The following is a 22,328-nucleotide window of genomic DNA, read 5'->3' as shown; positions in this document are numbered from 1 at the left end:
CAATTTAATTTTTTGATTATTCCATTGTAATGCTCAAGCACAGACCTCTCAATTCGTGAAGCAATACGTTAAGTGATTCTGGTATACCTGGTGTTGGCATTGGTTCACCCTTAACAATAGCTTCGTAAGCCTTAGAGCGTCCTACGACATCGTCTGACTTGATAGTCAGTATTTCCTGAAGAATATGAGCAGCACCGAATGCCTCGATAGCCCAAACCTCCATTTCTCCGAAACGCTGACCACCGAATTGCGCCTTACCACCAAGTGGCTGCTGAGTAATCAACGAATATGGACCTATTGAACGAGCATGCATCTTATCTTCAACCATGTGACCAAGTTTCAACATATAAGTCACACCCACAGTTGCAGGCTGGTCAAATTGTTCACCTGTACCACCATCGTACAAATATGTCTTACAGTAGCGTGGCAATCCAGCTTTATCAGTCCACTGATCAAGATCCTCTAATGTTGCACCATCAAAAATTGGAGTTGCAAATTTGAGTCCCAGTTCTTTTCCTGCACGTCCCAATACGGCTTCGAAAATCTGTCCGATGTTCATACGTGAAGGCACACCCAATGGGTTCAATACGATATCAACCGGAGTACCGTCGGCCAAGAATGGCATATCCTCCTGTCTTACTACTCTTGAAACGATACCCTTGTTACCGTGACGTCCGGCCATCTTATCACCAACACCGATTTTACGTTTCTTAGCGATATAAACCTTAGCCATCTGCATGATACCAGAAGGCAACTCGTCACCAATAGTAAGAGCAAATTTCTTACGTTTCAATTCTGCATCGTATTCTTTGTACTTCTTGATGTAGTTCAAAATCAAAGAACGTATCAACTCATTCTTGTGTTCATCAGAAGTCCAAGAGCTCAATTGTATTACTGTATAATCGAGTATTTCAAGATCTCGTTTGTTGAATTTAGCACCTTTAGCGATAACTTCAGTACCCAAGTAATCCTTAACACCCTGTGAAACCAAGTTGTTAGTAAGTACCATGAGTTTATCAACAAGGATATCTTTCAGTTTTGCAACCTTTTCTTCGAACTCTTCGTTCAATTTAGGTAAGATAAGCTTGTCTGCATTCTTTTCGCTACGTGTCTTCACAACACGAGAATACAATTTCTTGTCTATAACAACACCTCTAAGTGAAGGAGAAGCTTTCAAAGAAGCATCCTTAACATCACCGGCCTTATCACCAAAGATTGCACGAAGCAATTTTTCTTCTGGCGAAGGATCAGATTCACCCTTCGGAGTAATCTTACCGATAAGGATATCACCCGGTTCAATTCTAGCACCGATTCTTACGATACCTGTTTCGTCAAGGTCCTTAGTTGCCTCTTCACTCACGTTAGGTATATCAGCTGTGAGTTCTTCCATACCACGTTTAGTCTCGCGAACCTCGAGTATGTATTCATCCACATGAACTGATGTAAGGATATCTTCGCGAACCACACGTTCGTTCAACACGATAGCATCCTCATAGTTGTAACCCTTCCAAGGCATGTAAGCTACCAAAAGGTTCTTACCAAGTGCCAATTCGCCGTTTGCTGTAGAATATCCCTCTGTTAGAATATCACCTTTCTTAACTCTCTGTCCTTTAGAGCAGATAGGACGCAAGTCAATTGTCATGCTCTGGTTAGTTTTGCGGAACTTAGGTATTTTATATTCCACCAAAGCAGAATCAAAGCTTACAAATTCTTCATCTTCAGTACGGTCGTAGAGGATACGTATTGTTGTTGCATCAACAAAATCAATTACACCATCACCTTCTGCAGCAATCTGAGTTCTTGAATCCTCGCACAATTGCTTTTCGATACCTGTACCTACGATAGGAGCTTCAGTACGCAACAATGGAACTGCCTGACGCATCATGTTTGATCCCATCAACGCACGGTTAGCATCGTCATGTTCAAGGAAAGGAATCAAAGAAGCAGCTATTGATGCTATCTGTTGTGGAGAAACGTCCATCAACTGTACCTGATCCGGAGTTACTACAGGATAGTCTGCATCACGACGCGCTTTAACTTTCTCACGGATAAATGTACCATCATCGTTAAGTGGAGCATTACCCTGTGCTATGATTACATCTTCCTCTTCTTCTGCCGACAGATATTCAATACCTTCCGGTGACAAATCTACCACACTGTCCTTAACCTTACGGTAAGGTGTTACAATGAATCCCAGGTCATTGATCTTTGCATATACACACAAAGAAGAAATCAAACCGATGTTAGGACCTTCAGGAGTTTCAATAGGACACAAACGTCCGTAGTGAGTATAGTGTACGTCACGAACCTCGAAACCTGCACGGTCTCTTGAAAGACCACCAGGACCCAAAGCCGAGAGACGGCGTTTGTGAGTAATTTCCGCCAGTGGGTTTGTCTGGTCCATGAACTGCGACAAAGCATTAGTTCCGAAGAAAGAATTGATTACAGAAGAAATAGTCTTCGCATTAATCAAATCTATCGGAGTAAACACTTCATTGTCACGTACATTCATTCTTTCACGAATAGTACGGCTCATACGTGCCAGAGCTATTGAGAACTGGTTTGACAACTGTTCACCAACAGTTCTTACACGACGGTTACTCAAGTGGTCGATATCATCAACATCTGCTTTTGAGTTAATAAGCTCTATCAGATATTTGATGATTTCGATGATATCTTGTTTTGTCAGCACTCTTACATCCATAGAGGTGTCAAGTGCCAACTTCTTGTTTATTCTGTAGCGACCTACGTCACCCAAGTCATAACGTTTTTCTGAGAAGAACAAGTTATTGATAACTTCGCGTGCACTTGCATCATCAGCAGGATCAGCATTTCTCAACTGTCTGTAGATGTACAATACAGCTTCCTTCTCTGAGTTTGAAGGGTCCTTCTGCAGAGTATTATATATTATAGAATAGTCCGAAGCATTAGCATTTTCATTGTGTACAAGAATATTCTGTACTCCAGACTCTATGATAGTTTCAATATGATCAGGTTCAATGATAGTTTCACGGTCTATAACAACCTCGTTACGTTCGATAGAAACTACTTCACCTGTATCTTCATCTACGAAATCTTCAGTCCATGTTTTCAAAACACGTGCAGCCAGCTTTCTGCCAACGATTTTCTTCAAGTTCTGCTTGTTGACCTTTATTTCTTCTGCCAGATTGAAGATTTCCAATATGTCCTTATCATTCTCAAAACCTACAGCACGAAGCAATGTTGTTACAGGAAGTTTCTTTTTACGGTCGATGTATGCATACATGACATTGTTAATATCTGTAGCAAACTCTATCCATGAACCTTTGAACGGTATAATACGTGCTGAATACAGTTTAGTACCGTTTGCATGAATGCTCTGTCCGAAGAAAACACCTGGTGAACGATGCAACTGCGAAACCACTACACGTTCTGCTCCATTGATAACGAAAGTACCCTTTGGTGTCATGTAAGGAATAGGGCCCAAGAATACATCTTGTATTACGGTATCAAAATCTTCGTGATCGGGGTCTGTACAATAAAGCTTCATTTTAGCTTTCAAAGGGACACTATATGTAAGTCCGCGTTCAAGACATTCGTCTATTGAATATTGTGGCGGGTCGATATAGTAGTCAAGGAACTCGAGCACGAAATTGTTACGTGTGTCCGCTATAGGGAAATTCTCAGAGAATACCTTGTAGAGTCCATCCTTCTTTCGTAATTCAGGCGGAGTGTCCAATTGCAGGAAATCGTGGAACGATTTCAATTGTACTTCCAAGAAATCCGGATACTGCATCGGATTCTTAATAGAAGCAAAATTAATTCTTTGATTTTGAGTGTTTAAAGACATCTGTAATTCAATTATGAATTAAAAATAATTTTATTTTTTGTTGTTTAAAACAACGATATGCTGTGAGACGCAAAAAGGTTAAGAATCCTCTTTTACGAGGACTCTTAACCGAACTACCTGATTTACAGGATAATCTTATTTAAGCTCAACTTCAGCTCCAGCTTCTTCCAAAACTTTCTTCAAAGATTCAGCTTCGTCTTTAGCCAAACCTTCTTTTACTACGCTAGGAGCACCGTCAACCATGTCTTTTGCTTCTTTCAAGCCAAGACCACAAGCTTCTTTAACGGCCTTAACTACCTGCAATTTAGCAGCACCTGCGCTCTTCAAAACTACATCGAAAGATGTTTTTTCTTCAGCAGCAGCTGCACCAGCAGCAGCAGGACCAGCAGCAACAGCTACAGCTGCAGCAGCAGGTTCAATACCATATTCTTCTTTAAGGATAGTTGCAAGTTCATTAACTTCTTTTACTGTCAAGTTAACTAATTGTTCTGCAAAAGCTTTCAAATCTGCCATTTTTGTATGAATTTAATTGTTTGTTACTAAATTGAATATAAAAAATTATTATTTGTTCTTAAGCTACAGTAGTGCGAATTATTCAGCACGTTCACCCAATGTCTTAAGAACTCCGTGAATGGTGTTACCACCAGACTGAAGAGCTGAAACAACGTTCTTAGCAGGCGATTGCAACAATGCAATGATATCTGCGATAACTTCGTTCTTGCTCTTGATTGTAGCGAGTGCTTCAAGTTGATCTGCTCCTACATAGAATCCTTCTTCTGCATATGCAGCTTTCAATGAAGGAACTCCATCTTTGTACTCTTTAAGCAACTTAGCAGGTACGTTTGCTGTTTCAGAAAACATAACTGAAGTTGTACCTTTCAATGAGTCATACAATGGAGAGAAGTCAACATCCATACTCATTAATGCCTTGTGAAGCAAACTGTTCTTCACAACCATCAGCTTAATACCTGCATTGAAACATTTTCTACGTAATTCGCTAGTTGAAGCTGCATCCATAGCAGTTGTGTCAACCAAGTAGAAATGTCCGTATTGCTTTACGGTATCAGCCAACTGACTTATAATTGCGCCTTTATCTTCCTTTCTCATGATTACTCCTTATTTTAAATTTCGTCAACTGATTTAGGGTCAACTTTGATACCCTTACTCATTGTACTTGAAAGATAAATACTCTTTATATAAGTACCTTTAGCTGTAGTAGGTTTCAGTTTAATGATTGTTGCGATAAATTCCTTCGCATTTTCACGGATCTGGTCAGCAGTAAATGAAACTTTACCGATTGAAGTGTGAACGATACCGCTCTTGTCAACCTTAAAGTCTATCTTTCCTTGCTTAACTTCCTTAACAGCCTTAGCTACATCCATAGTTACAGTACCACTCTTCGGGTTTGGCATCAATCCACGAGGACCGAGTACACGACCGAGAGCACCGATCTTACCCATGATAGACGGCATAGTGATGATTACATCAATATCAGTCCATCCACCTTTGATCTTTTCAATATATTCATCAAGACCTACATAGTCAGCGCCAGCTTCCTTTGCAGCAGCTTCAGCATCAGGTGTACACAGAACAAGCACTCTTACCTGCTTACCTGTACCATGAGGAAGAGAAACAACGCCTCTTACCATCTGGTTTGCCTTACGAGGGTCAACACCTAAACGTACGTCAATATCTAATGAAGCATCGAATTTTGTAAAAGTGATTTCCTTTACCAACTCAGAAGCTTCCTTTAGTGAGTATGCTTTCCCTGCTTCAATTTTTTCTGCAGCTAACTTTTGATTTTTTGTCAGTTTACCCATTCTCAATTGAAGTTAATTAGTTATTACCCGGGAAGTCACCTTTTACAGCGATACCCATACTTCTAGCTGTTCCAGCTACCATTGACATAGCAGCTTCAATAGTAAAGCAGTTCAAGTCAACCATCTTGTCTTGAGCGATAGTACGAATCTGATCCCAAGTAAGTTCAGCAACTTTCTTTCTGTTAGGTTCAGCAGAACCGCTCTTCAATTTAGTCATTTCCAACAACTGTATTGCAACAGGAGGAGTTTTGATTACGAAATCAAAAGACTTGTCTGTGTAGTAGGTAATGATAACAGGCAATACTTTACCTGCCTTGTCCTGGGTTCTGGCGTTGAATTGCTTGCAAAATTCCATGATATTAATACCCTTAGAACCCAAAGCAGGTCCAACGGGAGGTGATGGATTTGCAGCGCCTCCTTTAATCTGTAATTTGATTAGTCCAGCAACTTCTTTAGCCATTTCTTTTTAATTTAATATAATTGATTAACGAATAGAATTCCTCACGTAACAAAATGAGTTATTCCTTTTCAACATCCGTAAAGCCTAATTCAAGCGGAGTTTTTCGCCCGAATATTTTGACCATTACTTTCAACTTACGTTTTTCCGTATTCACCTCTTCAATAAAACCACTGAAGCCAGAGAACGGTCCAACACAAACTTTCACAGTTTCACCTACGGTGTAAGGGATACTCATATCCTCTTCCACTTCTTGCAATTCATCTACCGTACCTAAAATACGATTCACTTCCGACTGTCTTAAAGGCACAGGGTTTTCCTGTCCTCCCAAGAAACCGATTACGTTAGGTATGTTTCTCAAATAATGAGTAACTTCACCCACCAATGCAGCTTCTACAAGTACATAACCAGGAAGATAACTTCTTTCTTTCACAATTTTCTTTCCATTGCGAACCTGGACATACTTTTCGGTAGGAATCAATACCTGAGATACAAATTCGCTAAGTTCATTATGCCTCAAATCAGCGTCGAGGTATTCCTTAACCTTAGCTTCCTTTCCACTTACAGCACGTAATACGTACCATTTTTTTACAATCTCAGACATCTTATTTATTTTTTAATGCGGATAGATAACATCTCCCATTATAAACTGGAAGGCAGAATCCATAAGAAAAACAACCAGTGCAATGAGTAGGGAAGCAGTTAAAACAACCACTGCACTGCTAGAAAGCTCTTTACTCGTAGGCCATGTCACTTTATGGACTAGTTCGTCGTATGATTCCTTACAATAATTAGTTATCTTTTTAAACATATCCTATCAATTTTAGCACGGGAAGAGAGGCTCGAACTCCCGACACTCGGTTTTGGAGACCGATGCTCTACCAACTGAGCTATTCCCGTAAAAATAGTTCCCGAAACGAATCTCGGGAACTATTGGTTATTTTTTATATAGACTATTATTAGTCAAGAAGTTCTGTAATCTGACCAGCACCTACTGTACGTCCACCTTCACGGATAGCGAAACGAAGACCTACGTTCAATGCTACTGGGTAGATAAGTTCAACGTTGATTGTTACGTTATCACCTGGCATTACCATTTCAACTCCTTCTGGCAAAGTGATTTCACCAGTACAGTCCATAGTACGCAAGTAGAACTGAGGACGGTATTTGTTGTGGAATGGAGTGTGACGACCACCTTCTTCTTTCTTCAAGATATAAACCTCAGCTTTGAATTTAGAGTGAGCTTTAACCTGTCCTGGGTGGCAAAGGATCATACCACGTTTGATTTCATTCTTGTCGATACCACGAAGCAACAAACCTACGTTATCACCAGCTTCACCCTGATCCAACAATTTGCGGAACATTTCAACACCAGTTACAACTGATTTCTTATCTTCACCAAGACCAAGGATTTCAACTTCGTCACCAACTTTGATGATACCTGCTTCGATACGACCTGTTGCTACAGTACCACGACCTGTGATAGAGAACACGTCTTCAACTGGCATCAAGAATGGTTTATCGATATCACGTGGAGGAAGTGGAATCCATGTATCAACTGCATCCATAAGTTCCATTACTTTGTCTTCCCACTGTGGAACACCGTTCAATGCACCAAGTGCAGAACCACGGATGATAGGAGTGTTGTCACCATCGAATTCATAGAATGAAAGCAATTCACGCATTTCCATTTCTACAAGTTCCAACATTTCTTCGTCATCAACCATATCACACTTGTTCAAGAATACAACAAGACGTGGAACGTTTACCTGACGAGCCAAAAGGATGTGTTCACGAGTCTGAGGCATAGGACCATCAGTAGCAGCAACTACGATGATAGCACCATCCATCTGAGCAGCACCAGTTACCATGTTCTTAACGTAGTCAGCGTGTCCCGGACAGTCTACGTGTGCATAGTGACGGTTTGCAGTCTGATATTCTACGTGAGAAGTGTTGATAGTGATACCTCTTTCCTTTTCTTCTGGAGCGTTATCGATAGAATCGAAAGAACGCATTTCTGAAAGACCTTTCTTTGCCAATACTGTTGTGATAGCAGCAGTCAAAGTAGTTTTACCGTGGTCAACGTGACCAATTGTACCGATGTTTACGTGCGGTTTCGAACGTTCAAATTTCTCTTTAGCCATAGCTTTACTTGTTATTTATTTTGATTAATAATCAGCTTTTCTATTCTTAAGAGCTGTTACCGGGACTTGAACCCGGGACCTCTTCCTTACCAAGGAAGTGCTCTACCGCTGAGCTATAACAGCGATTAGTATTTAACATAAAGAGAGCGGAAGACGGGGCTCAAACCCGCGACCCTCAGCTTGGAAGGCTAATGCTCTATCAACTGAGCTACTTCCGCATCTTCTTTGTGGGCAAAGATGGATTCGAACCACCGAAGGCGTAAGCCAGCAGATTTACAGTCTGCCCCATTTGGCCACTCTGGTATTTGCCCTAAAATTCGAGCCTCTTGTCGGATTCGAACCAACGACCCCGAGATTACAAATCACGTGCTCTGGCCAACTGAGCTAAAGAGGCTTGTTCAAAAACTTTGCAACCGCAAAGCGGTAGTTTGCGGCTGCAAAGTTAGATATAATTTTCAAATCACAAAATAAATAATCCTATTTTTTTATTTAATTTGCTGTTTTTCTTTTGTTTTCTGCAATTGTTTCGAGAGAGCATCCATACATGTATCTATAGCCTCTTCGAATGTATCACAAACTTTTTCTGCGTAAAACTCGGAATTCAAAGCCAGGATTCTAACACCTGCTTCCTTATTCATTGCTGTTTCCGGTTTTACAACTTTTAGAGACACCTCAACTTTCTTTATATCGTCGCAAAACTTCTCGAGCTTCTCTGCTTTTTTCTGTATAAAAGCTTCTAATTTTTCTGATGCATCGAAATGAATTGATTGAATTCTTACTTCCATAAAAACCTCCTTTTCTTTACGCCCTCGGATGGGCATGTTTATAAACTTTCTTTAATTCCTCGAAAGTAGTATGCGTATAAATTTCAGTAGTCGCTATACTTTCATGTCCCAAAAGTTCCTTTACACTTTCAAGCTCTGCATTGTTATTAAGCATCGTCGTCGCGAAAGTATGCCTCAAGACATGCGGACTCCTTTTCTTCAGCGCCACAACCTTCGAAAGGTTTTGTTTCACTACCTTATAAACAAGCATCTGATACAGCTTTTCACCATTCTTTCTAACAAAAAAAGCCTCACAAATACCGCCTACTGCAACATTTCTTGACTCCAAATACGCCTCAATGGCTGATTTCAATTCATTTCCAAAAGGAATAATCCTTTGTTTATTACGCTTCCCCGTCACTTTCAGCACATTCTTTATCAAATCCACATCAGCATCGGTCAACGAAATCAACTCCGACAGTCGCATTCCCGTCTCATAGAACATAGCTAAAATCAGCCTATCCCTAACACCTTCAAAATCATCGTTAAAGAAATCGCCATCCAAAAGCCTGTTCATATCGCCCTCTCTCACAAAAACCGGCAAAGGTTTTTTACGCTTCGGACCTTTAATCACAGACATCGGATCTTTAGTTATAACATTCTTCTTCAACAGAAACTTATAAAAAGTCCTCAACACACTGAGCTTTCTGTTTACAGTAGTCTCAGTCCGCCCACTCTCCATAAGTTCGACCATCCATCCCCGGACAATATCCGAGTCAACATATCGTAAATCAAAGTCACTTTCCAATCCTTTCAGATACGTTTCAAACTCACGCAAGTCAATTCCATATGAAACAACCGTTCTCTCAGAATAGTTACGTTCATACTGAAGATACCGCAAAAAAGATTCAATCATGACTAAAACATTGCAATATTAATTCAGCAACGAATATAAGAAAAGAATTCAATAATTCAAAAAAAATTCCGCGAAATTATTATTCTTCTACCTGATGTAATTTCTGAACGTAAATAGCACGCTCCATTTTCAATCTTTTCAAAACAGACGGTTTGTCAAACTGCTGTCTGCTTCTAAGTTCTTTTACAACACCTGTTTTTTCAAATTTTCTCTTAAACTTTTTCAGCGCTTTTTCAATGTTTTCGCCTTCTTTTACTGGAACTACGATCATGTTTTTAAAAAATTAATTATGTTGTTGTTAAATATTTTTCTGCAGTAAAAATTGCGGTGCAAAATTACACATACTTTCTTAATATACAAAACTTTCCACGTATTTTTTATACAAAACGCGTAATAAACATTATCTTTGTGAACATATAATTAATATAGTTTACATACAATAAAACACATATAATAATGAAGACTTCCATCACAGAAAGGATTTCACTCTTGAGAAGATTTATGCAGGAAAACGGCATAGGCGCATACATAACATTCAGCACCGACCCACATGCCGGCGAATACGTACCTGCACACTGGGAATCACGAAAATGGATAACAGGATTTACAGGTTCTGCCGGAACAGCTGTCATAACATTAAACGACGGTGGCTTATGGACAGACTCCCGTTATTTTCTACAAGCAGAAGAACAGTTATCGGGCAGTGGTCTGAAATTATTCAAAGAACGTCTTCCGGAAACACCATCAATTTGTGAATGGCTTGGCGCCAACCTTCCGAAAGGAAGCAAGATTGGTTTCGACGGATATACTACCTCCATAAGCATTGTAGACGACATGAGAGCCCAGTTATCCCGATATGAAATTGAAGCTGTAATGACCGAAGACCCGTATAAGTATATATGGTCGGATCGTCCGTCGATAGCAGACGACAAGCCCTTTATTTTGGAAGAAAGATTTACCGGTCAGAGTACGAAATCAAAAATAGAGAAAATAAGAAAAGAAGCATCAATCGGTAAAAATGACACCATTATTATATCTTCGCTCGATGAGATTGCCTGGACACTAAATATGCGTGGTAAAGATATTCACTGCAATCCTTTGTTCATTTCATATTTAATGATATTCAATGAATCGGCCATTATATATATAAACAGCAATAAGTTGTCAACTCCTGTAATAGAATATTTGCATTCGCACAATATATCAATAAAAGAATACGAAGATATAGAATCCGACTTAAAATCTTTTGCCGGTTACAATATATCAGTATCACCAAGCATCAACTATGCCCTGTTCGATGCTGCATCCTACAAAAACAATATAAAGATTGCCGAATCACCTGTTACGAAGCTTAAAGCGATAAAAAACGCTACAGAAATTGCAGGTTTTAGAGAAGCCATGAAGCGAGACGGCATAGCAATGGTGAGGTTCTTAATATGGTTAAAACAGTCTGTACTCGAAGAAGATATAACGGAATTAAGCCTCGACAAAAAGCTATATGAATATCGCTCTGAAATGAAGCATTTCCGTGGAATTAGTTTCGATACAATAGCAGGCTATCAGGAACACGGTGCTATAGTACATTATGAAGCTACAGAAGAATCTGCCCTACACTTGAAATCTGAAGGACTACTGCTTCTTGACAGCGGTGCCCAATATCTGGATGGTACCACCGACATTACAAGGACCATTCCTCTGGGAACCACGTCCGAGAAACAGAAAAAAGATTACACACTGGTCCTTAAAGGATTTATACAGCTGGCCATGGCTGAATTCCCGGACGGAACCTGCGGAACACAACTTGACTCACTGGCAAGAATGGCGATGTGGCGTTGCGGCATAAATTATGGTCACGGAACAGGGCATGGAGTGGGACACTTCCTTAATGTTCATGAGGGACCTCATCAAATAAGGATGAATCACATTCCGGCAATCCTAAAACCTGGAATGACCATAACTAATGAACCTGGAATATATAGAAGCGGTGAATACGGTATAAGAACGGAAAACACGATGCTAATCGTTCCATCACAGGAAACGGAATTCGGGAAATTCTATAAATTCGAACAATTGACATTATGTCCGATAGATAAAGAACCAATAATCACAGAAATGCTGTCCGATGAAGAGATTTCATGGCTGAATGGATATCATCAGAAGGTTTACGACACTCTTGCATCCGGACTCAACCAGCAAGAAAGATTATGGCTGAAGGATATGACAGCACCAATCTATAAGAAATAGAAAAAACGTCAAGGCGTTTCAAACAAAATGACAGGTCATTTTAGTTGAAACGCCTTGACGTTTTTTCTACACTTATATCATAGATTTAACCAGGCTTTTATTGTTATAATACTACTACATAATCATACATATTCATCCCCAAATTTCATTTCTACATCATTGACAAACTTACGTATCGAATTTTGATTCTCTTTCTTACATATCAACAACACGTTATCATGTTCTGCAATCAAATACCCTTCCAGACCTTCGGCCACTACCAGTTTGCCTTCAGGCATCAGAATTATATTCTCTTTACATTCATACAATAATGAATTACTGTTTAATATAACATTCTTGTTTACATCTTTTGGTGATGCGTCATACAAAGCCTGCCATGTTCCTACGTCAGCCCATCCGAAATCACACATCTGTACATAAACATTATCAGCCTTTTCCATTATACTATAATCTATAGATATATTAGGACAAGCAGAAAAGTCCGGAGCATTACATTCCAATCGTGGACATACCTCTGTCATATTTTCATGGAAAGCATTCATTATAGTTGTAACATGCCAGATGAATATTCCGGAATTCCAATAGAATTCATTTTCCTCTACAAACACTTTTGCAAATTCCAGTGCAGGCTTCTCTATGAAAGTCTTCACTTTACAAAAGTCACCCACCCTTTCCTCTTCTTCTATCTGTATATATCCATATCCAGTTTCAGGTCGGGTTGGTTTTATTCCCACATTAATCAGTTTTCCCGATATAGAAGCAAAATCCAAACCTTTCAGTATCGACTCCCGGAATTTATCTATATTAAGTATAATCTGATCCGATGGCATTACTACAATAGTAGCATCATGGTTGATTTTTTGTATAAGATACGATGCATAGGCCAGTGATGGAGCTGTATTCCTTCTATCATCCTCTATTATTATCTGTTGGTCATCAATCTCTGGAAGAATACTTTTCACTATATTCTTATAATCTATATATGTAGTAATATAGATATTATTGGAAGGAACAAGCCCTTTGCATCTATCAAAGGTTATACGCAACAAGGTTTCTCCTGTACCGAAAAAGTCAAGGAACTGTTTTGGCAACTGTTTCCTGCTATAAGGCCAGAAACGTCTGCCCATTCCACCTGCCATAATCACACAGTAATAGTTATTGTTCATGGTAATATCGTTTGTGTTATTTATATGATATGCTAATATACAGTTTTTTTTATAATTCCGGAATTTAATAGTTTCTAAATAGTGTTAGACATAAAAAATATTGCATTTTTTCGATGAAATGTATTGCAGATATGAAAATTATGTTTACCTTTGCAACGCAAAAACAAAAACAAGCCCAGATGGCGGAATCGGTAGACGCGCTGGTCTCAAACACCAGTGGAGTAACATCCATCCCGGTTCGACCCCGGGTCTGGGTACTGAAAGAAGTTGAGTAATCAACTTCTTTTTTTTATACTTACCCTAAAAAAACAACCTTCAAATATATCTGAAAATACATTTTTACTTATTTTTGCAAGACAGAATAGACAAACAATCCTCAAAACACACATTTATGAACAATATAATCAAATCGGTAAATTTGATTTACTATTCCCCAACCGGTACTTCAAAAAAGATAGCTCATGCAATAGGCGACGGTTTGAGGGTTAACAACCTTAAAGAATCAGATATAACTTTCGGGAACAATAAAGTTACAGACTTCACACACGACTCACTGACAATATTCGTCTGTCCTGTATATGGGGGACGTATACCACCTATATTTTTTGAACGATTAGGTTCTATCGATGGGAATGATTCTATGTGTACTATAATCGTTGTATACGGCAACCGCCATTACGATGATGCTTTGCTTGAACTTAAAAACGGTGTTTCAAAGTTAGGTTTCCACCCTGTAGCAGCTGCAACATTTATTGGCGAACATAGTTTCAGTAGAGATAACATGCCAATTGCAGCCGGAAGACCAGACCATTATGACATTGGGATGGCTGAACATTTCGGCAAGGAAGTCATGGACAAAATAACATCCGTACCACTATTAAATGATTTGTACGTACCAGGAAATTTCCCCTATAAGGAAATGAAGCCTAAACAACCCGTGGCACCAATCAGTACCGGCTCATGCTGTTCATGCGGATTATGCATCTCATCATGCCCAACACATGCTATATCCACAAATAGCGCGGGCAGTATTATTACAGACTCCAATTTATGCACACTATGCTGTGCATGTGTAAAAATATGCCCTCATGGCGCCAGAGTATTTGATACTCCGTTCACAAAATTCCTATATGAAAACTTTAGTGACAGAAAGAACCCTGAGTTTTATTTCTGAAAATTTTATTCAAAACAATAGTAAAAAAATAACGTGGAAGTATTTATTCCACGTTATTTTTTTCGTTAATACTTAATTATCAGGATTAATATTCAAATGTAATACCTATGGTAGGGAGCAAAGTTCCGCTTTCCATTTTTATATTTTTCATTATATAATGTCCGGGACGGTCAGGATCTACCATACCAGTACTCATAAGAGCATCAGGCTGGCGTAATTTACTGGCTGTAATATTCTGAATATCGAGATAGAAGCCAAGCATACATTTTTTCAGATAGAACGTTTTGTCAACCCTTACATCCAACTGCGCAAAAGCAGGCAGACGTTCCATATTATAACGGCTATAATCGTAATAAGCGCGTCCCTGTACATTCCAGGCCTCAATCAACGACGATTTCTCCTCATCATACGGGGTATATGGAGAACCACCTATTGCACATACACGCATTCCCACACTCCAGTTCTTTGGAAGATTATATGTTCCACTCATATTGAATATAAACCTGTTATCCCAAGCAGAAGGAACATATGAATCATCTTTTGCCGACTTGAATTCACTTCTAAAGAATGTCAATGAAGAGGAAAGATTAAGTTTCTTTGCCAAAAGCCACTTAAACATTATCTCCACGCCATACGAACGGCCTTCAGAATCGGATACGAGAAGTTCATTACCTATAACTCCGTAATCATTTCCCTTACACGACAACGGTATATTATCTGCCACGGAAAGCGGCATGTTATTATACAGCTTATAGAAACCTTCGGCAGAGACCTCCATAGTTTCAGTAGGATTCCATGTCAGTCCCAAGCTTTCCTGAGTAACAGAAGTATAGTCCAAACCCTTGTTTACGTATACATTATTATCCTTATATCCTAAAGCCGTATATGCCGGCAACTGATAATACAGCCCCATATGTCCACTAAGAAAAAGTCCGTCTGTCAAACGATAAGAAACAGAAAGACGTGGCGACAACTGCCTCCAAAGTTCTTTCATCTTGTCGCTATAGTTATTTCCGTCTGTTCGGACACCAAGAGAAGCAGTAAAACTATCATCGGCAGACGTATAATCGGCCGATGCATATATACCCCAACGCAACATATCAAGACTGGTATCATAATTGAACTCACGCAATCCGTTGGCAAATATCTTCTGATATGTATTATTAGTGTAATGCGTATAGTTCAGTTCAAAACCTGCATTCATCTTCCATGAGTTCCATTCGGATGTATTTTCCACACGAAGTTTTGTTTCCTGCTCTACCGAGCCTAAATCCAGATTAAGATTATCAGGATTGCTGTCATCATTATTCTGATATTTGAAGTTTCTGTTATGCAGATAGCTATGGCTCAAAGTGACCGACTGTACATGATTTCCTGCGTAATGGCGATAAACCCCTCCAAGTGTAAATGTTTCCTGCTCTATCGTAGGCAGATAACTCAACAAATATTCTGCATAATCGCCATCTATATCCATGTTCAGTTTCATACGGTCCAAGCCTCCCAACCCTAGCACTGTCAGTTCATTTTTATCATCAAACCTTGTTTTGATTTTAAACGAAGCATCAGTATATGCCGGCAGGAAAGGCAGTCCCAACACCTTGAACAACATTTGAAGATAAGACTGGCGTACCGAAACAAGATATGATGTCTTGTTGCCTATATGTCCGTTGGAACTTAATGAAACTTCAGAAGCTCCCAAAGTAGCCTTAAGAGAATTACGTTCCATACTTCCGTCGCGAAGACTGAAATCAAGAACTGAGCTCAAGGCATTTCCCCTATGTGCCGGAAAGGCTCCACTATAGAATTTGACATTCCTTATCAAATCGGCATCTATAAGCCCTACCGGGCCGCCTGACGCGCCCTGAGTGCTGAAATGGTTTATATTGGGAATCTCTACTCCATCCAGATAAAACCTGTTTTCAGAAGGGCCACCACCGCGTACTATAAGGTCATTTCTATACCCCACAGGCGAGAAAGCCACACCAGGATAATTCTGTACCACACGCGATATGTCACGATTTGCTCCAGGAGCTTTTTCGATTTCCTGCAGGCCTATAACCCTCAAGCTAACAGGGCTCTCAGCCACCCTGCGGAAAGGTGAAGCCGTAACGGTGACTTCCGAGATTGACGTACTCTCTTCTTCCATCTCAATATTGATATGCGGAGTAATATGATTTACACGATACTCTTCCGTAAAGACTGTTTTATACCCTATTGTAGAAGCCCTTAACTGATATATACCCGGAGGAACTGAATTAATCGTAAAATTACCGTTTATGTCTGTAGAAGCACCAATATTCAGTCCAACCACAAGGACATTTACAAATTCCAGAGGTTCACGTGTAGTTTTGCTAATAACAGTACCCTTAATCTGATAATTTTGGGCAAATGCAACAGCAATAGTCATTAACAAGAGTAACAGGCATACAGATTTTCTAACCATAAAAAAAGTTTTTCACATTAACAGACTGCAAATTTACTGATTAATAATAAAAAAAGCCATCAAACGATGGCTTTATATAATTGTGGGGGAAATTATTTCTGACCTTCTGTCCATGCCTTATTAATTGACTGAGCAATAGAAAAAAACTCATCAGATGTCAACGACAGTTTTGGATTTGAGAAGAGCATATCCGACTCGTTTTGTATCGGAATAAGATGAATATGTGCATGAGGCACTTCCAGACCTATTACAGCCTCTCCCACCTTCTTACATGGGAATGCTTTCTGAATAGCTAACGCCACACTCTTGGCGAAAACGTGCATTTGTGCGAGTTCATCATCTTCCAAATCGAAGATATAATCAACTTCCCTTTTCGGAACAACCAAAGTATGCCCTTTCACCAATGGATTGATGTCAAGAAAAGCATAAAAATTGTCATTCTCTGCTACCTTGTAGCTAGGAATCTCTCCTGCAATGATTCTACTGAATATTGTTGCCATATCTTTATAGTATTAAATAAGGCAAGCCCGCATAAAGCGGACCTGCCTTAACATTAAAATGATATACTTAAAATTTCAAGACTGATTTTTCCCTGTGGAATAGTTATCTCAGCCACATCACCTACTTTCTTGCCAAGCAATCCCTGAGCAATAGGCGTAGTAACAGAAATCTTTCCTTCCTTAAGATTTGCTTCACTTTCAGACACGATAGTATAAGCCATCTTCATGTTGTTCTTAACATTCTTAAGTTCCACTTTTGTAAGAATCTGCACTGTATCAGCCTTCATCTTAGAAGTGTCGATGATTTTCGCATCACCGATAGTAGCCTTCAACTGGTTGATTTTCATTTCCAAAAGTCCCTGAGCCTCTTTTGCAGCATCATATTCCGCATTTTCAGACAAGTCGCCTTTATCACGTGCTTCTGCAATAGCAGCAACAATTCTCGGACGCTCTACAGCCTCAAGATGTTTTAACTCAGCCAACAATTTCTGATAGCCTTCTTCTGACATATAAGCCATAATAATTTTCCTCCTAAATATTTTCGTTATTAATTAATATATTCCAATTTGATATAAAACAAAAAAGAATTCCGACATGTTCAACTATGTCGGAACCCTTTATCTTTCATTTCTGTTTGCAAAGATATGCTTTTTTCTTATAAGTCAAGCATATAAGTATTTTATTTTAACATGCTATTAAACATGTTAAAGCAATTTCTTTATTTCATCTTCCAGATTGGTTTTCTCATCCAGTCTCAACACCAGTTCATTGTCTCTATTAACAAGAAATGCTGTCGGCAGCGCTGTAACCCCATACACTTTGACATATGTAGAATAGACACCATACGGGTCTCTCACACACACCCACGGAAGATTATCGCAAGCAGTTTTCCAGAAATGTTCGTCCGTATCGAGCGATACCTGATATATCACCAAACCCTGTTCAGAATACTTCTTGTACAGTTCCCTTAGAGCCAATGTCCTTGTACCCGATTCCGGAGTGGCATACGCTGTAAAATCAATAAGAACCACTTTGCCTTTATAGTCGGTCAGATGTTTTGTCTCTCCGTTAATATCCTTAAGAGGTATATCTATAATCGAAGTCTCGGTAATCATTTCCTTAGGAATTTCCAACGGCTTGCTTTGAGGAGTACGTGTATTCTTCATACCCTTTATCACCATATTATAAAGATTTCTGGAACGGTCGGCATGAGGATATTTATTATTAAGACTAGTAGCCACTGCTGCAAAACACTTAACATCCTCCTTGCTTGCGAAAGGATCGAAAATCATAAATCCGTTCAACTGCTGGAACAAAGCAAAATATGCATAAGACTTATCAGGCTCTTTATAAATATATTCACTCTTTACAGTGTTCTTATAACGGTCAATCATTCTGAACACACTGTCCCTGGCAATTCCTGCCGGCAATCCTGAATTATTCAGTTTGTTTACTTTGTTCTGCAAGTCGGCAAGAAGCAATGACAATTCTTTGATTTTCTTATTGCTTTCCGATCCTGTTATTTCATAATCAGAAGAGAAAGTTCCATAATCCGATTTTACATTTACAGTTTCTGTGGAATCGACTACAAAGTTTATTACCCTATCATCTATCCTAAGACGATAGAAGTCAGGAGCCTCAGGTCTGGACACCGAGAAGCTGAAATCACCCTTATCTCCAAGTTTCACAGAATCCACCTTCAATACACCGTTCATTGACGAATGTTCCACAAACAATGTCTTACCGTCTGCACCAGAAATTTCACCTTCTACGTTAAAAACAGGTTCTTGATCACAGGCAGTAAAACCCATTGCCAGAAGGAATACAGAAATATAACTCTTTTTAATCATACCTTTTATGTCAAAGTTTAAAAATAAATTTTGCATGCAAAGTTACTGTTTTAAACGGTTTCACAAAGTTTTTTCTCCCCTTCTTGTCCGTTAATATACAAAAAAACAGCATTTTATGAAAGTTTTATCCTGTTTTTACCAGCTTAGTGCGATAAAATGTGTATCTTTGCACATATTTTTGACGAAAAAACTATATTAAATCAATTTTTATGATCAATCCAATTGTTAAGACGATCGAGCTTGGAGATGGAAGAACCATCACACTCGAAACGGGAAAGCTGGCAAAACAGGCAGATGGTGCTGTTATGCTGCGCATGGGTAACACCATGTTGCTAGCTACTGTTTGTGCAGCAAAAGATGCAGTTCCCGGTACAGATTTCATGCCTTTACAGGTAGAGTACAAAGAAAAATATTCAGCATTCGGACGTTTCCCAGGCGGTTTCACAAAACGCGAAGGTAAGGCATCTGACTATGAAATTTTGACTTGCCGCCTTGTCGACCGCGCATTGCGTCCACTTTTCCCTGATAATTATCACGCAGAGGTATATGTAAACATTATCCTCTATTCAGCAGACGGCGTAGATATGCCTGATGCACTTGCCGGACTTGCAGCCTCGGCAGCACTTGCTGTTTCCGACATTCCTTTCGGCGGTCCTATCTCAGAAGTTCGTGTAGCACGTATCGACGGTAAGTTCGTTATCAACCCTACATTCGAAGCTCTTGAAAAAGCAGACATGGACCTTATGGTAGCTGCTACATACGAAAACATCATGATGGTGGAAGGCGAAATGGAAGAAGTTTCAGAACAAGACCTTCTTGAAGCGATGAAATTCGCTCACGAAGCCATCAAGGTTCACTGTAAAGCACAGATGGAACTTATGGAAGAAGTAGGTTCTACTGTTAAACGTGAATATTGCCACGAAGAAAACGACGAAGAACTTCGCAAAGCCGTACACGATGCTTGCTACGCAAAAGCATATGCCATTGCAGCATCAGGCAACAGAAACAAGCACGAACGCGGTGATGCTTTCGATGCAGTTTGCGAAGAATTCAAGGCACAGTTCACAGAAGAAGAACTTGAAGAAAAAGGTGCAATGATAGACCGCTACTACCACGATGTAGAAAAAGAAGCTATGCGTCGTTGTATCCTAGACGAAGGCAAGCGTCTTGACGGACGTACTACTACAGAAATCCGTCCTATCTGGTGCGAAGTAAGCCCACTGCCTGGACCTCACGGATCTTCAATCTTCACACGTGGCGAAACACAGTCTTTGAGTACAGTTACACTCGGTACAAAACTTGACGAAAAGATTGTAGACGATGTACTTGACCAGCACAAGGAACGCTTCCTGCTCCACTATAACTTCCCTCCTTTCTCTACAGGCGAGGCTAAGGCACAGCGTGGTGTAGGTCGTCGTGAAATCGGTCACGGTCACTTGGCATGGCGTGCATTAAAAGGACAGATACCAGCAGATTATCCATACTGCGTACGCGTAGTTTCAGATATACTTGAATCAAACGGTTCATCTTCAATGGCAACAGTATGTGCCGGAACACTGGCTCTTATGGACGCCGGTGTACCTATCAAGAATCCGGTATCAGGTATTGCAATGGGATTGATCAAAAACGCCGGAGAAGACAAATATGCCGTTCTTTCAGATATCCTTGGCGATGAAGACCACCTGGGAGATATGGACTTCAAGGTAACAGGAACATGCAAAGGTATCACTGCCACTCAGATGGATATCAAGTGCGACGGTCTTACATACGACATCCTTGAAAAAGCACTTCTACAGGCAAAACAGGGACGCGAATATATCCTTGGCAAACTGACAGAATGTATTGCAGAGCCTCGCGAAGACCTGAAGCCTCATGCTCCACGCATCGAAACAATGACTATTCCTAAAGAATTCATCGGTGCAGTAATCGGCCCTGGAGGTAAGATTATACAAGGCATGCAGGAAGAAACAGGTGCAACAATCACTATCGAAGAAGTTGACAATGTTGGCCGTATCGAAATTTCAGGAACAAACAAGAAGGCTATCGACGATGCTATGCGCCTGATAAAAGGTATAGTTGCCGTTCCTGAAGTAGGCGAAGTTTATACAGGTAAGGTTCGTTCTATCATGCCTTACGGAGCATTCGTAGAATTCCTCCCAGGCAAGGACGGTTTGCTTCACATTTCTGAAATAGACTGGAAGCGCCTTGAAACAATCGAAGAGGCAGGCTTGAAAGAAGGCGACGATATCGAAGTGAAACTTCTTGAAATCGACCCTAAGACAGGCAAATTCAAACTTTCACACAAAGTTCTGCTGCCTAAACCTGAAGGTCTGGAAGAGAACAACAAAAAACGCGATAGAAAGCCTCAACAGAAATAAATCAAATTAAAAAGGTGATCGTTTGATCACCTTTTTTTATTGTAAAAAACGCACAAAATCAGGTTGAAAAACATTACAAAAAAATGTCATAACATTTAATTCTGCAATAGGATTGCTAATTTCATTGGATGCTATCGAAACACCTGAATTTATCAAATACTCAAATTCCTCTATATAATTACCGAACCTGCCACTTTACTATCTTGTATGTCCTTTGCCACAATTCGTTTCTTCTTGTTCTCAATTTAGGTCAGAACCATATCAGGAATTACATTACCTACCGCGACTAAAACAGTTCGTTCAGTTATAGGATAATGGATATATCCATACTAGGCGCACAAACAAAAGGCTCTGTAAATCATTGATTTACAGAGCCTTAAGCCAGTACTCGAAGCGGGACTTGAACCCGCACAGCTGCAATAGCCAAGGGATTTTAAGTCCCTCGAACAATTCCACCATTCGAGCATCCTTATATTCAGTTATAGTGTTATAAAACAGCCATTTATATTATCTCGTATATATATAAAACGACGTAATAAAAGTGTCTGGTTTAACTCACAGTTTAACTCTGTTAAAGAAACCAAGAATTGTTAGTAATAAAATTAATAATCTCTTTGGGTTACTTAATAAATAAGTATATCCT

Annotated in this window: 19 protein-coding genes and 7 tRNA genes; 4 read left to right on the top strand and 22 right to left on the bottom strand. The window is 39.7% G+C overall.

Annotated features, from left to right (window positions below):
* Positions 1–16: 16 nt before the first annotated feature.
* From rpoB to rpsU, 16 genes are all read right to left on the bottom strand, one after another.
* Positions 17–3,829, bottom strand: coding sequence for a DNA-directed RNA polymerase subunit beta (rpoB, locus tag I6E11_RS08505; RefSeq protein WP_235337635.1), 3,813 nt, complete (start codon positions 3,827–3,829; stop codon positions 17–19).
* Between the two features lie 135 nt (positions 3,830–3,964).
* A complete protein-coding gene (gene rplL, locus I6E11_RS08500; protein WP_007567329.1) occupies positions 3,965–4,342 on the bottom strand; it encodes a 50S ribosomal protein L7/L12 in 378 nt (125 codons plus the stop codon).
* A gap of 78 nt (positions 4,343–4,420) precedes the next feature.
* A complete protein-coding gene (gene rplJ / locus I6E11_RS08495) occupies positions 4,421–4,936 on the bottom strand; it encodes a 50S ribosomal protein L10 (protein WP_235337634.1) in 516 nt (171 codons plus the stop codon).
* Positions 4,937–4,950: 14 nt separating this feature from the next.
* Positions 4,951–5,649 (bottom strand): 50S ribosomal protein L1, encoded by a 699-nt coding sequence (rplA, locus tag I6E11_RS08490; protein WP_154043745.1) that lies wholly within the window; start codon positions 5,647–5,649, stop codon positions 4,951–4,953.
* Positions 5,650–5,665: 16 nt separating this feature from the next.
* Positions 5,666–6,109 carry a 50S ribosomal protein L11 gene (gene rplK / locus I6E11_RS08485; protein ID WP_235337633.1) on the bottom strand — a complete coding sequence of 148 codons (444 nt, stop codon included), beginning with the start codon at positions 6,107–6,109 and terminating at the stop codon, positions 5,666–5,668.
* 58 nt (positions 6,110–6,167) lie between these two features.
* Positions 6,168–6,710, bottom strand: a complete 543-nt coding sequence (gene nusG / locus I6E11_RS08480; RefSeq protein ID WP_235337632.1) for a transcription termination/antitermination protein NusG — start codon at positions 6,708–6,710, stop codon at positions 6,168–6,170.
* Between the two features lie 12 nt (positions 6,711–6,722).
* A complete protein-coding gene (secE, locus tag I6E11_RS08475; RefSeq protein ID WP_235337631.1) occupies positions 6,723–6,917 on the bottom strand; it encodes a preprotein translocase subunit SecE in 195 nt (64 codons plus the stop codon).
* Between the two features lie 16 nt (positions 6,918–6,933).
* A tRNA-Trp gene (locus tag I6E11_RS08470) sits at positions 6,934–7,006 on the bottom strand.
* A 59-nt stretch (positions 7,007–7,065) separates the two neighbouring features.
* Positions 7,066–8,250, bottom strand: coding sequence for an elongation factor Tu (gene tuf / locus I6E11_RS08465; RefSeq protein WP_235337630.1), 1,185 nt, complete (start codon positions 8,248–8,250; stop codon positions 7,066–7,068).
* 51 nt (positions 8,251–8,301) lie between these two features.
* A tRNA-Thr gene (locus tag I6E11_RS08460) sits at positions 8,302–8,373 on the bottom strand.
* A gap of 22 nt (positions 8,374–8,395) precedes the next feature.
* A tRNA-Gly gene (locus I6E11_RS08455) sits at positions 8,396–8,468 on the bottom strand.
* A 10-nt stretch (positions 8,469–8,478) separates the two neighbouring features.
* Positions 8,479–8,561: transfer RNA gene (locus I6E11_RS08450), tRNA-Tyr, on the bottom strand.
* 9 nt (positions 8,562–8,570) lie between these two features.
* Positions 8,571–8,644, bottom strand: a tRNA-Thr gene (locus I6E11_RS08445).
* 91 nt (positions 8,645–8,735) lie between these two features.
* Entirely contained in the window at positions 8,736–9,035 is a 300-nt protein-coding gene (hpf, locus tag I6E11_RS08440; RefSeq protein ID WP_154043740.1) for a ribosome hibernation-promoting factor, HPF/YfiA family, read from the bottom strand.
* Positions 9,036–9,051: 16 nt separating this feature from the next.
* Positions 9,052–9,930, bottom strand: a complete 879-nt coding sequence (locus tag I6E11_RS08435) for a tyrosine recombinase XerC (RefSeq protein WP_235337629.1) — start codon at positions 9,928–9,930, stop codon at positions 9,052–9,054.
* Positions 9,931–10,009: 79 nt separating this feature from the next.
* Positions 10,010–10,201: a 30S ribosomal protein S21 gene (rpsU, locus tag I6E11_RS08430; protein ID WP_154043738.1), complete on the bottom strand. Its 192-nt coding sequence runs from the start codon at positions 10,199–10,201 to the stop codon at positions 10,010–10,012.
* A gap of 185 nt (positions 10,202–10,386) precedes the next feature.
* Here rpsU and I6E11_RS08425 point away from each other — a divergent pair, with 185 nt between their 5' ends.
* Positions 10,387–12,174 carry an aminopeptidase P family protein gene (locus I6E11_RS08425; protein ID WP_235337628.1) on the top strand — a complete coding sequence of 596 codons (1,788 nt, stop codon included), beginning with the start codon at positions 10,387–10,389 and terminating at the stop codon, positions 12,172–12,174.
* A 122-nt stretch (positions 12,175–12,296) separates the two neighbouring features.
* Here the strand turns inward: I6E11_RS08425 and I6E11_RS08420 are convergent, their stop codons facing one another.
* On the bottom strand, positions 12,297–13,340 hold the full coding sequence (locus tag I6E11_RS08420; RefSeq protein WP_235337627.1) for a mannose-1-phosphate guanylyltransferase: 1,044 nt from the start codon (positions 13,338–13,340) through the stop codon (positions 12,297–12,299).
* A 173-nt stretch (positions 13,341–13,513) separates the two neighbouring features.
* Here I6E11_RS08420 and I6E11_RS08415 point away from each other — a divergent pair.
* Positions 13,514–13,597 (top strand) — tRNA-Leu (locus tag I6E11_RS08415).
* A gap of 134 nt (positions 13,598–13,731) precedes the next feature.
* Positions 13,732–14,514, top strand: a complete 783-nt coding sequence (locus I6E11_RS08410; protein WP_235337626.1) for a 4Fe-4S binding protein — start codon at positions 13,732–13,734, stop codon at positions 14,512–14,514.
* Positions 14,515–14,599: 85 nt separating this feature from the next.
* On the opposite strand, the gene I6E11_RS08405 is transcribed toward I6E11_RS08410, so the two are convergent.
* The 4 genes from I6E11_RS08405 to I6E11_RS08390 form a co-directional block, all read right to left on the bottom strand.
* Entirely contained in the window at positions 14,600–16,957 is a 2,358-nt protein-coding gene (locus tag I6E11_RS08405; protein ID WP_394800117.1) for a TonB-dependent receptor, read from the bottom strand.
* A 92-nt stretch (positions 16,958–17,049) separates the two neighbouring features.
* Entirely contained in the window at positions 17,050–17,457 is a 408-nt protein-coding gene (locus I6E11_RS08400; protein ID WP_235337625.1) for an HIT family protein, read from the bottom strand.
* Positions 17,458–17,510: 53 nt separating this feature from the next.
* The gene (greA, locus tag I6E11_RS08395) at positions 17,511–17,975 is read right to left on the bottom strand and encodes a transcription elongation factor GreA (RefSeq protein WP_235337624.1); all 465 of its coding nucleotides are present in this window, start codon (positions 17,973–17,975) and stop codon (positions 17,511–17,513) included.
* 186 nt (positions 17,976–18,161) lie between these two features.
* Complete coding sequence (locus tag I6E11_RS08390) at positions 18,162–19,307, bottom strand: TlpA disulfide reductase family protein (protein WP_235337623.1); 1,146 nt, start codon at positions 19,305–19,307, stop codon at positions 18,162–18,164.
* A 209-nt stretch (positions 19,308–19,516) separates the two neighbouring features.
* On the opposite strand from I6E11_RS08390, the gene pnp reads away from it, so the two are divergent.
* Positions 19,517–21,685, top strand: coding sequence for a polyribonucleotide nucleotidyltransferase (gene pnp / locus I6E11_RS08385; protein WP_235337622.1), 2,169 nt, complete (start codon positions 19,517–19,519; stop codon positions 21,683–21,685).
* Between the two features lie 385 nt (positions 21,686–22,070).
* Here the strand turns inward: pnp and I6E11_RS08380 are convergent.
* A tRNA-Leu gene (locus I6E11_RS08380) sits at positions 22,071–22,150 on the bottom strand.
* Between the last annotated feature and the right edge of the window lie 178 nt (positions 22,151–22,328).

This window comes from Bacteroides caecigallinarum, assembly GCF_021531075.1.
Classification (GTDB): domain Bacteria; phylum Bacteroidota; class Bacteroidia; order Bacteroidales; family Bacteroidaceae; genus Phocaeicola; species Phocaeicola caecigallinarum_B.
Note: the sequence above shows the minus strand (reverse complement) of the source record. Positions and strands in the feature narration are given on the sequence as shown.

Excerpts from the sequence above, each read along its gene's own strand:
- I6E11_RS08405 (WP_394800117.1), bottom strand. The coding sequence starts at position 16,957 with ATGGTTAGAAAATCTGTATGCCTGTTACTCTTGTTAATGACTATTGCT.
- I6E11_RS08400 (WP_235337625.1), bottom strand. The coding sequence starts at position 17,457 with ATGGCAACAATATTCAGTAGAATCATTGCAGGAGAGATTCCTAGCTAC.
- hpf (WP_154043740.1), bottom strand. The coding sequence starts at position 9,035 with ATGGAAGTAAGAATTCAATCAATTCATTTCGATGCATCAGAAAAATTA.
- rpoB (WP_235337635.1), bottom strand. The coding sequence starts at position 3,829 with ATGTCTTTAAACACTCAAAATCAAAGAATTAATTTTGCTTCTATTAAG.
- I6E11_RS08390 (WP_235337623.1), bottom strand. The coding sequence starts at position 19,307 with ATGATTAAAAAGAGTTATATTTCTGTATTCCTTCTGGCAATGGGTTTT.
- rplA (WP_154043745.1), bottom strand. The coding sequence starts at position 5,649 with ATGGGTAAACTGACAAAAAATCAAAAGTTAGCTGCAGAAAAAATTGAA.
- I6E11_RS08425 (WP_235337628.1), top strand. The coding sequence starts at position 10,387 with ATGAAGACTTCCATCACAGAAAGGATTTCACTCTTGAGAAGATTTATG.
- rplL (WP_007567329.1), bottom strand. The coding sequence starts at position 4,342 with ATGGCAGATTTGAAAGCTTTTGCAGAACAATTAGTTAACTTGACAGTA.
- nusG (WP_235337632.1), bottom strand. The coding sequence starts at position 6,710 with ATGTCTGAGATTGTAAAAAAATGGTACGTATTACGTGCTGTAAGTGGA.
- I6E11_RS08420 (WP_235337627.1), bottom strand. The coding sequence starts at position 13,340 with ATGAACAATAACTATTACTGTGTGATTATGGCAGGTGGAATGGGCAGA.
- tuf (WP_235337630.1), bottom strand. The coding sequence starts at position 8,250 with ATGGCTAAAGAGAAATTTGAACGTTCGAAACCGCACGTAAACATCGGT.
- greA (WP_235337624.1), bottom strand. The coding sequence starts at position 17,975 with ATGGCTTATATGTCAGAAGAAGGCTATCAGAAATTGTTGGCTGAGTTA.
- I6E11_RS08410 (WP_235337626.1), top strand. The coding sequence starts at position 13,732 with ATGAACAATATAATCAAATCGGTAAATTTGATTTACTATTCCCCAACC.
- rplJ (WP_235337634.1), bottom strand. The coding sequence starts at position 4,936 with ATGAGAAAGGAAGATAAAGGCGCAATTATAAGTCAGTTGGCTGATACC.
- rpsU (WP_154043738.1), bottom strand. The coding sequence starts at position 10,201 with ATGATCGTAGTTCCAGTAAAAGAAGGCGAAAACATTGAAAAAGCGCTG.
- secE (WP_235337631.1), bottom strand. The coding sequence starts at position 6,917 with ATGTTTAAAAAGATAACTAATTATTGTAAGGAATCATACGACGAACTA.
- pnp (WP_235337622.1), top strand. The coding sequence starts at position 19,517 with ATGATCAATCCAATTGTTAAGACGATCGAGCTTGGAGATGGAAGAACC.
- I6E11_RS08435 (WP_235337629.1), bottom strand. The coding sequence starts at position 9,930 with ATGATTGAATCTTTTTTGCGGTATCTTCAGTATGAACGTAACTATTCT.
- rplK (WP_235337633.1), bottom strand. The coding sequence starts at position 6,109 with ATGGCTAAAGAAGTTGCTGGACTAATCAAATTACAGATTAAAGGAGGC.